The following is a 14,524-nucleotide window of genomic DNA, read 5'->3' on the forward strand; positions in this document are numbered from 1 at the left end:
CAGTTTCTCTGTGTGTTCAGCGTGTCAGTGCGTGAGGAAGCGGCGCCCGAGCGTGGCGCGGTGCAGCTCGGAGGCGCCGTCGTAGATGCGGAAGGGCCGCAGCTCGCGCACGATGAGGGCGATGGGCGCGTCTTCCGACATGCCCAGCGCGCCGCACATCTGCGCCGCGCGGTCGGCCACGCGGTTCAGGGCTTCGGACACGAAGACCTTCGTCATCGCCGACTCGGTCTTCACCGACAGGCCCGCGTCCATGCAGCGCGCGCAGTCCAGGCTCATGAGCCGGCTGGCGTGCAGGTCGATGTGGCAGTCGGCCACCATCGCCTGGACCTGCTGCAGGTCGGCCAGCCGATCGCCGAACGACGTGCGCTCGCCCACGTAGGCCTGCGCGATCTCGAGCGCGCGCCGCGCACGGCCCATGAGCCGCAAGCAGTGCGACAGCCGCGCGGGCTCCAGCCGCTGCTGCGCCGCCACGAAGCCCGAGCCCACCTCGCCCAGCACCGCGTCGGCGTCCACGCGGCAGGCGGTGAAGCGCAGCTCGCCATGGCCGCCGACGGCGAAGGGGTCGACGGCGCGGATGGCGCGCACCAGCGAAAGGCCCGGGTGGTCCATGTCCACGATGAACTGCGTCGGTCCTTCGCCGGTCTGCGCCAGCACGATGCAGAAGGCCGCGCCCACCGCGCCGGTGATGAACCGCTTGTGGCCGTCGATGACCCAGCCATCACCCTCGCGCCGCGCGGTGGTGCGCAGCATCGACGGGTCGGAGCCCGCGCCGGGCGCCGGCTCGGTCATCGCGAAGCACGAGCGGATGCGGCCCTCGGCCAAGGGCCGCAGGTAGCGCTGCTGTTGCGCGGGCGTGCCCTGGCGCAGCAGGCTGATCATGTTGGGCTGGTCGGGCGCGGCGCAGTTCAGCGCGGCCGGGCCCAGGTAGCTGCGACCGGCCTCCTCGAACACCGCCGCGCGCTCGACCCACGACAGGCCCAGCCCGCCCTCCTCCACTGGCATCTGCGGCAGGTACAGGCCCAGCTCGCGCGCGACCGGGCGCAGCTGCGACAGCGCCGCGTCCATCGCCCGCGGGTCGTGCACGTGGGCATTCGATTCGAGCGGGATGCAATGCCGCTCGACCAAGTCGCGCACCCGTGCCACGAGGTCGGTGCGCACGTTCATCGCGCACCCGCCTCGCGCAGCGCCAGCTTGGCGATGTTGAGCTGGTGGATCTGGCTCGTGCCCTCGTACAGGCGGAACAGGCGCACGTCGCGGTAGTAGCGCTCGATGGGGCTGAAGTCGGCCACGTAGCCCGAGCCGCCGAACATCTGCACCGCGCGGTCGGCCACGCGGCCGCACATCTCGGACGCGAAGTACTTGCACATCGAGGCCGACATGGCCACGTCCTCGCCGCGATCGCGCGCACGCGCCGCCTCGAGGATCATCGAACGCGCCGCGTAGATCTCGGTGCGGCTGTCGGCGATCATGGCCTGCACCAGCTGGAAGTCAGCCACGGCCTGGCCGAACTGGTTGCGGCCACTCGTGTGCGCCATGGCCAGGTCCAGCATGCGGATCGCCGGGCCCGTGCACAGCGCCGCCAGGTGCAGGCGCTGCTTGTTGAGCACCTTCATCACCGTCTGGAAGCCCATGCCCTCGCGCCCGCCGATGAGCTGGTCGGCGTGCACGCGGCATTCGTCGAAATGCACGTCCGACACGAAGGAGCCGGCCTGGCCCATCATGCGGTAGGGCTCGCCGGTCGTCAGGCCCGGCCCGCGCTCGACCAGGAACGCCGACACGCCCTTGCTGCCCTTCGAGCCGTCTTCGGTGCGGGCGATAACGGTGAACACATCGGCCACCGGTGCGTTGGTGATGAAGCGCTTGCTGCCGTTGAGCACGTAGTGGTCGCCCTCGCGGCGCGCGGTGGTCTGCACGTTGCTCGCCTCCGAGCCCGCCTCGGGCTCCGTGAGCGCCAGGCAGCCGGTGAGTTCGCCTGTGGCCATGCGCGGCAGCCAGCGCTGCTTCTGCGCCTCGGTGCCGTCGGCCACCAGCGCTTCGGAGCCGATGCCCGTGTTGGTGCCCACGCGGGCACGCAGCGCCACCGACGACTGCGACAGCTCCATGGCGCACAGCACCAGCTCCTCGGTCGTGAGGCCCAGGCCGCCGTACGCCTCGGGAATGCTCCAGCCGAAGTAGCCCTTGCGCTGCAGCTCGTCGACCACGTCGGGCGGGATGTCGTTGTCGCGGCTGACCTGGTCTTCCAGCGGATGCCAGCGTTCGCGAACGAAGGCGCGGATGTCGGCCCGCAGGGCCTCGAAGTGGGGGGTGTCTCGGATCATGGTGGCCGCGACTGTAGGAAGCAGGTCCACAATTGCCGGCACTGAATTTCAATCATTGAAACTGCAATTCACTCCCATGCCCCGCCCTGTCCAGAATCGCCGCCAGCCCATGAAGCATTCCGACGACCTGCGCCGGGTGCGGGACGAAGACCCGTACATCGCCGGCACCCTGGCCAAGGGCCTGCTCATCCTGCAGACCTTTGTCGGCGACCCGCGCGCGCACGCCAACAGCGAGTTCGCGGCCAAGCTCGGCCTGTCGCGCCCCACCGTCTCGCGCCTGTGCCGCACCCTGCTCACCATGGGTTTCCTGGACCACGACGAACGCCTGGACCGCTACTTCATCGGCCCCGCCGCCGTGGCGCTGTGCTACCCCTACGTCATCAACACGCCGATGCTGGCCCTGCTGCGCCCGGCCATGCAGCAGCTGGCCGACCGCGTCGAGGGCGCGGTGTCGGTCGGCGTGACCAGCGACCTCGACGTGGTCTACCTGGAAACCTGCGCCCACGAGGGCGGCACCCTCAAGCGCCCCGGCGTGGGCGCCGTGCGCGGCATCGTCGAAACCGCCATGGGGCGTGCATGGCTCGCGCAGCTGCCTGCGGGTGAGCGCCAGGAGTTCCTGGCCCGCGTGAAGCACGAGCGGCCCGACGAGCACGCGCGTTGCCTCGAAGGCGTGCGCGAGAGCGTGGCGCACTACGGCAAGCGCGGCTTCGCCATCAACCTGGGCGATTCAGGCTTCGGCGTGCTCGCCGCAGGCGCCGCCGCACGCATCCGCTACGGGCCGCGCCGGCTGCTGTTCAACTGCGCGGTGCCGGGGTTCCGCTGGAAGAAGGCGCAGCTGCTGGACACCATCGGGCCGGGGTTGATGCAGCTGGTGGAGGCGGCGGATCGGCAGTCGGGGTTGCGGTGAGGGGTTACGGATTGCGGGATTCGTGATCCGTACCGGGACGGCGTCTGGCTGCGTGTGGGGAGGTGACCGTATTGGCAGCGGCAATCCCAAACGGGCAAAGTGAAAATCGCCAATGCTGACGCGGGGTTACAGAAAGATTGAGGCAAACCGGCGCCGCCAACGCGATTGGCAAGAAATGAGCAGGTCGAGGCCATGAAACGGCCAGGAAGTGTAGAGACGCACGCTTTTTGGCACAGATTTGCATTTGATTTGGCACAGCAGCTTCACTGATCACTGCTGGACGACCTTCATGCGCTTGAACTGATCCATCTGGTTTTCGTTGTTGGCTTGCAGAGCCCGGCCCATGTCGGCTAGCACGGCACCCCGGTCGGAACGGGAGTCGATGTAGAAGGTGTTGATTGGGGCGAAGTGCAGCCCGCCCGCGCTACCGCCCGCGCCCTGGGCCATCACGCCCAGGCGGCCCTGGCCATCACGCTTGAGCGGCAAGATGCCCTCGGCGCCGGCCTCGCCCATCAGGCCAATGCCCTTGGCAAACGGAAAGACCGTGGGCCTGTCAACGACGCTGTTCGCATAGGAGTGCAAGCCCGGCGACGCGAAGACGTTGCCCTTGGCGCTCGCGATGCCGACCATTGCTCCCAGGCCCCTGAAGAGCGTGCCGACCGCCCCCAAACCGGATGCCCCGCTGGCCTGGCCACCTCCCGATGTACTGGCCTTGATGCCTGAGCCTCCGGAGAGCACCTCGCCCATGAACTTGGCGAAACCGTCAACAGCAGGCTTGAGCGCCTTGTCATACAGGGCGTCCGCGATAGACGTGACAACAGTGCGCTTAAGCGAGTCGCCGAAGCTCTTGAAGAGGTCATCGTCGCCCGACAACGCGTCGGCCACGCCCTGGCGGAAGATGCCCCGAAAGTCCTCGGAGGTCTTGCGTACCTGGTCCTCGACCTTCTTGGTTTGCGCGTCCGTCGCCTCCAATCCTTCGGTCACGCCCGTGGCCGCACGCAGTCGCTTCAAAGCGTCGATGCGCTTCTCGACCGATTCGATGTAGCCAGGAACGACGCTGTTGGTCGCTTCCAGGTCAACGCGCTGGCTTTCGAGCTGGGCGATGGTCAGGTCGATCAGGGCCGACTTGGCCTTGCCGTGAACGGTGTTCTGCGCCTCCAGCGCTTCGGCCTGTTCGTGAATGCTCTCGGTGGCCTGCCGCGTGGTCGCGAGCAGTGAGAGCTGCGGCGCAAGCTGCAACTCCTGCACCTCGCGCTCGGACTTGCTCTGGATGTTGATGCGCTGCTGGCGCGCCTCGCTCAACTGGCCTTCGAGCGTCTGCTGTTCCTTGGCCGAGTCCTTCTTCTGGCGCACGAGCGCGAGTTCACGCCGCAGGGCCTCTTCCTGGTTGCTCAGATTCTGCAGCTGGAGGTCGCGCTTTTGCTGCACGGCCGCGATGTCGCTGAGCTGCTCTTGCTTGCGCAGGCTGTCGATCGCGTCGATGCCGTCAGCTGTCTGCATGGACATGAGCTTGTAACCGTGCTTGACGCCCTCGATGCGGGCGTCGATGTCGCGACGCTCGGCGCGTGCGATCCCGGCGCCGCTGCCGTTGACACCCTTAAGTTGCTGGTCTCGGGACTTGGCCAGGGCGGCTTCGACTTCGAGCTGTCCAGCTTGGGCCTTTTTGATGACGTCCGGACTGGCACCATCTTTCTCCAGCATCGCCTTGTGGCTTGCGAACGCTTGGCGGGTAGCCTGCAGCTTCTGCTGGTATTCCTCTTGCGCAGCGGACGCCGTCTTGATGCCGTCCGTGGCCTTCTTCCAGGCTTGCTCGGTACCGGCAACGGTGAGTGTGACGTCCTGGGTGACAGCGCTCGTGCGCTCGCTGGCTTTGTTCAAGACCTCCAGGCGCTTCTCCATGTTGGCGATGCCGTCATCGAGGCTCTTCACCGTCGATTTAACTTGCGCGCCGTTTACCCATTCCGTCGAACTGTCCTTACCCGAGGCGAGCAGCTCGTCGCGCTTCTTCTTCCAGTCCTCAAGTGCGGCACGCAGCGGTGCAATATCCCGATCTTCTGGACGCCCGCCTGCGGCTGCAGTCTTCTCCGCGCGCTCGATTTGCACACCAGCAGCTGCGGCTTCGTCGGCCGCAGACTTGAGCTTGTAAAGCCACATGGCCAGGCCGGAGACAGCCATGATCGCAATGCCGACCGGCCCACCGAGTGCGCCCACGACTACGCCAAAGCCTCGTGCGGCAATCGACGCTGCGCCCTTGGCGGCCGAGAGGCCGGCCGTCGCGGTCACGGCCGCGTTGGTAGCGGTCGTTTGCGCCACCGTGGCCGCCGTCACGGCCGCGTGCACACGGGCCTGCTGCTGGCCCAGCACCGCCAGCTCGCCCATGAGGGCGGCATGCCGCGCCTGCGCGACCGTGAGGGAGGTCGTCGCTTCACGGACAGTAGCCAGAGCGAAGCTCTGCGCACCTGCTGCTCGCGCGGCCTGGATCTGGGCCTCGGCCTGCACCATCGTTGCTCGCGCCGCGTCCATCTTCGCGACGACCTCGGCGCGCGAGGTCGCAATAGCTTCCCTCGTCTGGGCCAGTTGCGTGATCTGAGCGGTGGCCGCCGCAGCGTCGGCCTGGGCTGCAGCCTGGCGAGCCTGCATTTCAGCCAGGAGTGCCGCCACTTTCTGCCGAGAAGTTGCGACGACCTCGACGTTACCGGCTGCCTGCGCCGCAGCTTCGACGCGCGCCAGGCGAGCAGCCTGGGCTAAGTCCATCTGGGCGCGAACAGCACTGACGGCCTCGGCACCCCATTGGCCAATGCGAAAGGTCGCATAGGCGCCAGCAACGGCTGTGATCGCCTCGCGGTGCTCCCAGAGGCCCGAGACAACATCCCGGGTTACACGCAACGCAGATGCGGCACCTTCCGCGTAACCACGGATTCCCTCCACGAGCTGGGTGTTCAGATTGGCCTTGCCGGCTTGGTCGAACGTCAGCACCAGCTTGGACGCTTCGCCTACGGATTCCTTGATGGCGGCCGTGAGCGGTGCCATGCCCGCTGCGGCAACCCGTGTAGCTCCTTCTTGGAGTTGGTCGAACTGGCCCTTGATCGTTCCGCTATAGGCCTGCGTCGACGCCTCAAACCCCTTGAGTCGAGACATGAGGAACGTGAATAGGCCTTCGCTTGACGCCTTGGCGGCGGTAATGTCCGAGTCCTTCAAACCGAGTGCGTTCGCGAGCATGGAACTCGCTGGCGTGATCCCGCCTGCCACCAGGTCACGCAGCTCTTGCACGACCTGGCCCGCGTCCAAGCCCATCGATTTAACGGCGTTGGTTCCAACCACTGTCAGCTGCCTGATCTCATCGAGCGACATTCGCGCGGCCAGGCCGGGCGCCATGATGGCCTGGAACACCGAGACCAGTTCCTGACTGCTGGCGGCGGTGCGCAGCGCGTCGTCGTTGAGCTGGCGGATCATGCTCGACGAGACCGACAACCCCTGATGGAACGTCGTCTGCTGGCCGTTGATGGCCGTCATGGAGCCCATGATGCCCGCCATCCCCATTTCTGCAACTTCGATCTCTTTGGTGAAACTGAAACCTGCACGCGGAAGCGACGTGATGGCATTCGCGATGCCTGTGATCGCGTTTGAGACCAGGGACAGGCCAGCAGAGCCGACGACGATGTCACGTAGGGAGAGACTGAGCTGAGTCAGGTTTCTTGTCCCGCTGCGGGCAGCGTCTTCCACTGCACTCCTCATCCGAGAGAATTCGTGCGTGGCTTGCGGAATCTGCGTGGAGATCGAGGACGAGTCCAAGACCATGCGGATTCCGATTTGACGGGTGATTTCCATTGATTTTCCTGAAGGCCGGGTGCCTATTTCTTGACAAATTCCTGAGGCTGATGCGCTCAGATTTCGTTGCCGTCGATGGCCTTCGGGGGCCAGTTGAGAAAGCCGTTACTTCGAGCGATCGCTTCGGCCAGTGAGGCAGTCGCTCTCCTTTGATCCTGCTTTGGTCTACCCATCAACGACCGATGTGAGTCCGTCCCTGAGGGGGCAATCCCTTTCGTCACGATGCGGGTTATCTGACGTTCGTGAAGGCCGTACTCCTTCGCGAGTTCCCGCGTCGACTTGTGGGAGAAGTCTGAGAGGATGCGTGCATCGCGCTGCGCCAAGAAAGCGCTGTTCGCTGTCGGAAGAGTCATGCGCAAACCCAGTCCGTCAATGCTGTATTCCTTGCTCAGCTTGACCAGATTTTCGAAACCGATGATTTCCGCATATGGGTGATCCGACTTCGGATTGGCGGGGATGAAGATGCGAAGCCCCCCAAAACGCTCGACCAATCGCATCGTTGCATCGATGCCGATGAGCTGTTCAAACTCTTGCAGTCGAGGTGAAAGACGAGCGAGGGGAAGCTCTGCCCATCTATTGATGTCGCTGTGATTCGGTTCGGAAATGGTTCGTGTGGTGGCGTGTTCCATGGATCGGTACGTAGCAATGGAGGTACCGAATGTGCCGAGCGCACCGTGCGAACCGAAGAGGGCAGCGCGTCACCCCGGGGATGACGCGGATCGGCGTTGCACCGATCCCGCGGTGGTGGCATGCCCTGCGTCTGAGCAATGCCTGATGAATGGTTCTAGCGTTCGCAGAGGCTCTGATTGGCGGCCAGAGCCGCGTTGGTAGCTTTTTGAATACTGCTTCGCATGGCTGCGTTCAACACGCGCAGGAGCGCTCCCAGTTCGGATCGATCAACGTCAAGCTCAAGGTGATGAGCATCGGTGGTGCTGCCCATCGAGACGAGGCGTTCGACGGCCTCGAATGCAAGTTGTTCGTCGGCGATCTCTTCAATCCCTTCCAACGTGCGCCGCGCGAGCGAGCGCTCGATCATCAGTGGGCTTTCTGTGTCGAGCGCGTCAAATGCACGGCTGGTGAGGGTGCAAGGTCTTTTCATCTTGGAACTCCGTTGTTTCAAACGCTCCCCCGACTGCGACTGATCGCGGCCTGGAGCTTCTTTTCTGTGTCGATGATCGATCCACTCACTAGGTCCAGCAATGCGGAGAGGTCACCGCTTCTGATGCCGTGGAGATCGGTCGCCTGGCTTACACGGGCCAGGTCAGCAACGGCGCGCAGTGCGCAGCCTGTGGATCGCATGTCGCATGCGAGATCTTCGACCTCGTCGATATAGCGATCTCGTGTTTGGAGCGCGGCGCTCGGGGCGCTCGGTAGACTCTGATTCATATGTGGCTCCAGCACGGTTAAAGGGCGGGACGATTGAGAATCGACTCAACGGCGCGAGCAGAGATCGGTGCATGCCGCATGCCAACTTCCTGGATGGCATCGGATTTCGAGAGCCCGAGACCGTTGGGAGGCTTGGCCGTCAGATGATCGAAGTCGTGGCGGATGAGGCGATTTCGTTTCTCGTCTCGGACCTGTTTGCAGGTCGGGATCACCAAGGATGTACCACCGTAGTTTTTGGAAAGAAGCTGCATCGCAACCTCCCCGACAATCTCCGCCATCAAGGACCACCGCCGAGCACCCGCAGGGTTTGCATTTGGATAAAGTGGGACCTTGACTTCGACGCCCGGCCAGGCATTCAGCAGCGCCAGCGCCGCATGCGCACCGATGCATGAGACAAGGTTGCGCACCGTTTCAGGCATGAGGTGTCTGAAGTCAGAGAGATCGGCTTCGCTCAGAGGAGCCAGCCGTTGAACGGTGACCACGTTCATTCGGAAGTCTCTCCTGCAGTGGCACCATCAGATCGACCGCGAAGCGTTCTACTGAGCGCGCCAACCAGTTTGTGTAGCAATGCAGGGCTGGCAAAGTCAACGCGGTCGCACCAATGGTTGCGCTTGCAGATCGCATCGGCATAGGCGAGCGTCGCACCGAGCTGAGAGAGCAACGCGTGAACTTTCGTCATCAGCGCGGCCCGGTCTGCGCCCGGAATGACGCGACGCCGGCCGCCGTCCCGTGTCGGATGCCGAGCACCACTGCGACGCATGTAGTCCAACACCTGGGAAAGTTCGGAGAGGGTCAGCAACGTGGCGCTGTTCTTGCCCGTCTGACCCATCAGCATCGCGCGGTAGGTCGCATCGTCCATACCGAGTTGCCGCTGCGCGGCCTTGACTGCCACGACCCTAGCGGTGCGCTGGCGTGCCAAGGCCTCTGTGGCCGCGTTAGAGCGCAGTTTTGATGTGCGGGGTGGGACAACCATCAGCGCTCTCCGTTAAAGCGTTCCGGGCCCTTGGGAACGGATGTCAGTTGCCGATACGGACCTTTCAGGAACCGGCACAACGTGCCATAGCTGATCGGTTCGCCCCATTCGGCACTCCATGCCTTGCAAAGGCTGAGATAGACCGATTGGACCGTGGATGACTTCATTCGACGCCGCAGCTTGAACGCGAACACCATCCAGGGCTTGATCGTCGTGACAGTCGCGAGGCGTTTCGGCTTGAGATCGTCGGCGGTTAGCCACCGGAACAACGTTCTTTCGGACGGGAGCGCGCGAGTCACGATGCCATCGCGGGTTTTCATCCTCGCCTGAACAAGGCAAGCCTGCACCGCGGCAGACGAGGGACCATCGAGTTTCCCTGCGCTGGCGCTCGCCATGAACTTCTGAGCGGCAAGCTGAAATGAACAACGGTCTTCCCGCTGAAGGTCCTTGATGCTCTGCAGCACGGTGTGACGTGCGTCGCTGACACGTTGGTTGCGGCTAGGTGCCGTTTTTCCGGACTCATCCTTACCGACGATGGCTTGCAGTGTCTTCTGGGTGTTCGGGTCGAACACCACGGAATATCGATACCGCATGATCGGAGGCAACCTTCCAAGGTCTTGGGCCAAACGCCAGATCACGTGCCCACGACTGAGGGTGGAAAGCCCCGGTGCACGACGCTTGAGCCGGTGCACAACCCCGACGCGCTCCAGCGCCAACGTGTATTTCAGAAGGCTGTGATACGCGTTCCTCTCGGCGCTGTTGACCAGTGTGGTGAGCAAGTCTTCGAGGGTGAACTGCCCAAGCTGGCGCATGAGCCACCAAGCCCTCTCGCGCAATGTAGGCGCCGTACGTGCCCGGCGACGGCTTTTCCGAGGAGAAGGCGCAACCTGCGCGGCCAACTCCTGCAATACAGCTTCGTCCATCACACCCCTCCAGCGCTACGAATACGGCGTTTTCGGGATTCGCGCATCGCGCGCGTGAAGTCGTCGCACAACTGGATTTGCCTGACGTCTTCCAGCTCGATTCGCTGCTTGCCGAGCTTGCGAGCAACCGCTTCCACAAGATGGATGGCGCTCATCACCAGCCGCATGCTGGCGTCCGCTTCGTCATGGATGCGAGCGACGACGGCAGGTGCGATCTCGACTTCCGAGAGCTGTGCGCAGGCCGCAGCAACATCGGCATGGGTGCTCCGATTGAACTGGCAAATACGCGCTCGGCTGCTGATCTGGGTGCGGCGCGCCAGCTTCGGCACATCCTGCTCCATCAGGATGAGGACCATCAAGGTGCACGTCTTGTCCGTAATGCCGCGCAACCGTTCCAGGCACGCGGCGGCGTTGGCGAACGCGAAGCCCCCCTCGTCGACCACAATGGGTAGCTCCTCGGTGCCGATGATTTCCTCGATCTTTTTCTCAAAGCCTGTCGTGTGCTCGATGCCGAGCTTCTCAGCCAAGTCGACCATCATGCGACGCACCGTCCAGTCAACCTGCGCAGTGAGCATGACGGCGCCGCGCTCCGCTGCCCAGTTGTGCAGGGTGCTGGTCTTGCCCTCGCCAGGGCGCCCGTGCACGACGATCCACCCGGACTCCTGGGAGCCACGGTTTTCCTGAAGCGCCACATGGGCTCGGAACCGCTTCGAGTTCTCCGTTTTTACAAATTCACGTCTCATGTCTAGAATCGCCTCTCGTTAGCGTCATCAAAATCGGCCAGGGTCTGATCACTACTCATTCCCCGGCCACCTTTTTCCCGGTGGCTCTCTGAGATGACTCCTCAGAAGATCCATCGAAATCTTCAAGATCGTTGAGACGCGCATCGCGCGCTGTCTCTGCTGCATTTCTCGCAGCGTGGTCTTCCGCATCGATCTGCTCACCGAAAAGTTCCATCGCCAAATCGCTGAACGCGGTGGGGCGCTCAGGCTTGGGCATTTCAGATGGCGCAGAGCGCATGTCCATCGGCGCCACAATGCTTGGCACGCTCGGCGTCAGGGGCTGCAGTGCAGGGTGGCTCGCGATGCTGAAAGGCAGCACCTGGCCCGTGGGCGATGTTTCGAGCGCCGGAGGTGCCATTCGCTCTTCGATCTGGTTGATCTGCCGCTCCTTTCTCTGTATCTGAGCCTTGGCGCGCTTCTCCAGCGCGAACTCGTAGTAGCTCAGACTGCGATACGCCGTGGCCTCCATGAATGTGGCCTCGCACAACAACCTGCCTGCCAAGTCCTTGACCCAGACACGCGAGCCGTCCATCGTGTCAATGGCTACCATTACTTCCTCGCCGTTGAAGTCGCCCAAGGTTGGGTGGTAGTAGCGCTGGCCGTTGAACGGGCTGACCGTCTCGCGCGTAACGGTTCTGCGCATGTGCGGGCGGAACAAGTCGATGAGACTGGCTTCGTCCATTGCCACAGGCTCCCAGCCTGCGTCCCTGGCGGCGTCCAGTGCCTGCTGTGGCGTCATGTGCGCCTTGCGCCCGGTGGCGGGGTCGATGGCCTTCGGCAAACTGGAATGCGGGGTGCTATTGAACTTCTCGACCTTTGCGTTGAGCCAAGCGCAGGCCTCCTCGAAGCTGCCGAAGACAATGCCCTTCCCTTGGAGTTGTGCTTGGCGCTTGAGCAGGTCGCGTTCGGCGAATTCGCCCTTGCGCGCTGCTTTCACCATCTTCTCGGTGAGCTTCTTCACGCGCTTGAGGACGAGTGAATCCATGTTGGCGCCCTGGTACGTTGCGAGTTCGCGGGCCTCGCGGTCGAGGTAGGTATTGAAGTTCTCGCAGATACCGTTGGCTTGGCTGTTGCCAATCTCCATCGGATGCACGATGCTGATACCCGCACGCGTCGACAAACTGGAGATCGGATCGAATTCGATATTGCGGTTCTTGACGCTGCCGGTGCTGTCGGTCTGCCAGACGGCGGGAACGCCACCGAAGCGAATGCAGTTTTCTAGCCCCTTCAAAATGACTTCGGTCGATTCTGAGAGGCCGATGGCCGGGGGAGTGACGTAGCGAGTGGCCACGTCCCGGAAGTGCCAGACCTCGTAGGTGACGAACTCGCCGGTAACCGGATGCGGCGCGGTGAAGTGGGTGTTCCAGCCATCAGCATGGACCTCAACGAAGGGTTCCAGGCCCTCGGCGGTGCGATGCTGGTAGTTCCTATGTGCGCGCAAGCTGCTGCCGTGATGACGGCCTTTGAGGGCGTCGAGTCGGCTGTATTTCTCGCGAAAAAAGCGCGCCAGCGTGTCGTAGCTGATGGGCTCTCCCCAATCCGCATTCCAATTGTTAGCAAGCTGTTCGTGCACCCACTTGAGCGTGGGTTTTTGAGGACGCCCATGCAGCTCTGCTGCTGCCCACATCCAGGGCTTGGCCTCGATGTCCCGCAGAGGCTTCTTTGGGGTGAGATTCCCAGATGCGAGCCAACGATAGAGGCTTCTCTCAGACGGGAATCCCGCGGCGTTCAATGCACTTTTTCGGCCTCGGCCATCGCGGGCGGCGCAAAGGACAGCGGCGGCAACGTTCCCCTCCAGTTTTCCTGCTTGAGCCTGTGTAAGGAACGTCACCACGGCTCGCTTTAACGAACAGGCAGCTTGCTCTTGGAGGCGAAGGATTGCTGAGCGAACAACCTGGCGGGCATCTCGGGTGGCGCGTGTCTGCTCGGTTTCCTCGTGGCCAAGCGTCAGCGCAGGGCTGCTGCTCCCCGCTAAATCAATACTGGCAGGGAGGCCCGCCACCATTTGCGTCGATCCAAACTTCTCGGGGTGTCGAGGTAGAACCTGGTTGAACCCTTCAACGGCCTTGGCTCCTTTCCATTGCAGGACGGCCGTGCGAACGCGAGCAGGTAGCGCCGGCAAGTCAAAAATAACCTTTTTCCCCCCGTTTACAGGCACCTCAGAGGACGGCCAACCCTCGCGGGCAGCGCGACGCCGAACAGAGCGCGCGTCTATGCCGAGAGCCCCCGCGAGGTCAGCGGCGTCGATGCTCTGCTTAAAAGGCTTGGTCATGACCTTGACACCGAAAGCCGTCATCAATCAGACCGAAGGCTCGTGCGAAGCTGGGCGGGGTGTCGCTTCCCTGACGGGCAATACACCCTGCTTCAGCCCGAGCAGCACTGCAGCCGTGTGCGCTTTGCCGCGCCGGCCTTTCACACGGCCGTGCAAGAGATCGCAGACGATCTGGCGAGGTAGCGAGTTCGACCTCGCCCAGGCCGAGATGGATTCCCCACGTTCATCGAACTCCTGCAGAACTTGCTCGCGCGTCTTCAATTGCTTCATGAACCTAGTCCCGTCGTAAAATGCGCAAAATCCATTCGATGCGCATGAATGTGTGCGTCAATCATTTGATGCGTATGATTGTACGCAATAACTCACAAACATGATGGGGTTCGCGTGAAAAATGATGGCGAGAGCGTGGGCGCGCCTGGATGCCAGGGTTTCCCTGCTCGGCTGAGTCGAGTAGTTCAGGTCGACGGAGTAAGGGCATTCGCCCGTGGCGCAGGGCTTTCGGAGGGGGTCGTCCGCAAATACCTGAATGGCGAGAGTTTCCCGACGCTTGATCGTTTGGAAAAAATAGCAGGGACCGCAGGCGTTTCACTTGGATGGCTCGCGACAGGCGAAGGCTTCCCGGTCCAGGGGATCACATTCGACGAGACCGAGGCTCGTATCGAGGGGCTATCCCGCTGGATCAGTCTGCATGTCCTTGCCCTGAATATCGGTCTGGTGATGCACAACCCGGAATTCGCACCTCATCAGGGCAGAGTGGTTCCCTACGTGCTGACTGATGTCCCGTTCGGGGAGTTCATTGCAAGGATGTTTGCTGAGCTTGAGGCGCGCCAAATCTGGGATGACGATAGTAAAAAGGACAAGTTTCTCCATGACGAAGTCCAGAATAGGCTCATCGCGCTGTATCAAGATTGCCTCAATGGCACGCCGCCACCTCTGCCTCGTTGGGTGTTTGCAATGAGCTCTACTTCAGAGAAAGCCTAAGGCACAGCGCGAACTGCACGGGGAGCGCATCGCCCCAGGTGAGCGGAGTACCACGTTCGTGGCGACTACTCTTGCAACTGGCCAGCCGCATCGACGAGCTGCTTCCCCATGATTGACAGGCTAGTGAACGAGAGGCTGCACCAGACGCTCGGCT

At 63.0% G+C, this 14,524-nt stretch carries 13 protein-coding genes; 2 read left to right on the forward strand and 11 right to left on the reverse strand.

All coding sequences use genetic code 11. The features are described from left to right. Positions 1-24: 24 nt before the first annotated feature. Together ACAM42_RS21200 and ACAM42_RS21205 are read right to left on the reverse strand one after the other, a co-directional pair. Positions 25-1,164: an acyl-CoA dehydrogenase family protein gene (locus tag ACAM42_RS21200; RefSeq protein ID WP_369629280.1), complete on the reverse strand. Its 1,140-nt coding sequence runs from the start codon at positions 1,162-1,164 to the stop codon at positions 25-27. Beyond that, the gene (locus ACAM42_RS21205; RefSeq protein WP_369629281.1) at positions 1,161-2,318 is read right to left on the reverse strand and encodes an acyl-CoA dehydrogenase family protein; all 1,158 of its coding nucleotides are present in this window, start codon (positions 2,316-2,318) and stop codon (positions 1,161-1,163) included. Before ACAM42_RS21205 ends, ACAM42_RS21200 begins: the two co-directional genes overlap by 4 nt. Positions 2,319-2,427: 109 nt before the next feature. Here ACAM42_RS21205 and ACAM42_RS21210 point away from each other — a divergent pair, with 109 nt between their 5' ends. Beyond that, a complete protein-coding gene (locus ACAM42_RS21210; protein ID WP_240531139.1) occupies positions 2,428-3,225 on the forward strand; it encodes an IclR family transcriptional regulator in 798 nt (265 codons plus the stop codon). Positions 3,226-3,495: 270 nt separating this feature from the next. Here ACAM42_RS21210 and ACAM42_RS21215 read toward each other — a convergent pair whose 3' ends face one another. The 9 genes from ACAM42_RS21215 to ACAM42_RS21255 all read right to left on the reverse strand — a co-directional run bounded on the left by ACAM42_RS21215 (position 3,496) and on the right by ACAM42_RS21255 (position 13,659). Next, positions 3,496-7,053 carry a phage tail tape measure protein gene (locus tag ACAM42_RS21215; RefSeq protein WP_369629282.1) on the reverse strand — a complete coding sequence of 1,186 codons (3,558 nt, stop codon included), beginning with the start codon at positions 7,051-7,053 and terminating at the stop codon, positions 3,496-3,498. A gap of 56 nt (positions 7,054-7,109) precedes the next feature. Continuing rightward, positions 7,110-7,682: a Mor transcription activator family protein gene (locus tag ACAM42_RS21220; RefSeq protein ID WP_369629283.1), complete on the reverse strand. Its 573-nt coding sequence runs from the start codon at positions 7,680-7,682 to the stop codon at positions 7,110-7,112. A gap of 155 nt (positions 7,683-7,837) precedes the next feature. After that, positions 7,838-8,152, reverse strand: a complete 315-nt coding sequence (locus ACAM42_RS21225; RefSeq protein ID WP_369629284.1) for a hypothetical protein — start codon at positions 8,150-8,152, stop codon at positions 7,838-7,840. Between the two features lie 304 nt (positions 8,153-8,456). Beyond that, positions 8,457-8,927 carry a Mor transcription activator family protein gene (locus tag ACAM42_RS21230; RefSeq protein ID WP_369629285.1) on the reverse strand — a complete coding sequence of 157 codons (471 nt, stop codon included), beginning with the start codon at positions 8,925-8,927 and terminating at the stop codon, positions 8,457-8,459. Continuing rightward, positions 8,924-9,331, reverse strand: coding sequence for a phage protein GemA/Gp16 family protein (locus ACAM42_RS21235; RefSeq protein ID WP_369629286.1), 408 nt, complete (start codon positions 9,329-9,331; stop codon positions 8,924-8,926). The genes ACAM42_RS21230 and ACAM42_RS21235 overlap by 4 nt, the downstream gene beginning before the upstream one ends. Before the next feature lie 80 nt (positions 9,332-9,411). Continuing rightward, positions 9,412-10,335, reverse strand: coding sequence for a hypothetical protein (locus tag ACAM42_RS21240; RefSeq protein WP_369629287.1), 924 nt, complete (start codon positions 10,333-10,335; stop codon positions 9,412-9,414). Continuing rightward, a complete protein-coding gene (locus ACAM42_RS21245) occupies positions 10,335-11,078 on the reverse strand; it encodes a hypothetical protein (protein WP_369629288.1) in 744 nt (247 codons plus the stop codon). Before ACAM42_RS21245 ends, ACAM42_RS21240 begins: the two co-directional genes overlap by 1 nt. Before the next feature lie 55 nt (positions 11,079-11,133). Next, on the reverse strand, positions 11,134-13,389 hold the full coding sequence (locus ACAM42_RS21250) for a Mu transposase C-terminal domain-containing protein (protein ID WP_369629289.1): 2,256 nt from the start codon (positions 13,387-13,389) through the stop codon (positions 11,134-11,136). Between the two features lie 27 nt (positions 13,390-13,416). Further along, positions 13,417-13,659, reverse strand: coding sequence for a DNA-binding protein (locus tag ACAM42_RS21255; RefSeq protein WP_369629290.1), 243 nt, complete (start codon positions 13,657-13,659; stop codon positions 13,417-13,419). Between the two features lie 114 nt (positions 13,660-13,773). Between ACAM42_RS21255 and ACAM42_RS21260 the strand changes: the two genes are divergently transcribed. Continuing rightward, the gene (locus ACAM42_RS21260) at positions 13,774-14,370 is read left to right on the forward strand and encodes a helix-turn-helix domain-containing protein (protein WP_369629291.1); all 597 of its coding nucleotides are present in this window, start codon (positions 13,774-13,776) and stop codon (positions 14,368-14,370) included. The last annotated feature ends 154 nt before the right edge of the window (positions 14,371-14,524 follow it).

The sequence above is a fragment of the Variovorax sp. V35 genome (assembly GCF_041154465.1).
GTDB classification, from domain to species: Bacteria; Pseudomonadota; Gammaproteobacteria; order Burkholderiales; family Burkholderiaceae_C; genus Variovorax; species Variovorax boronicumulans.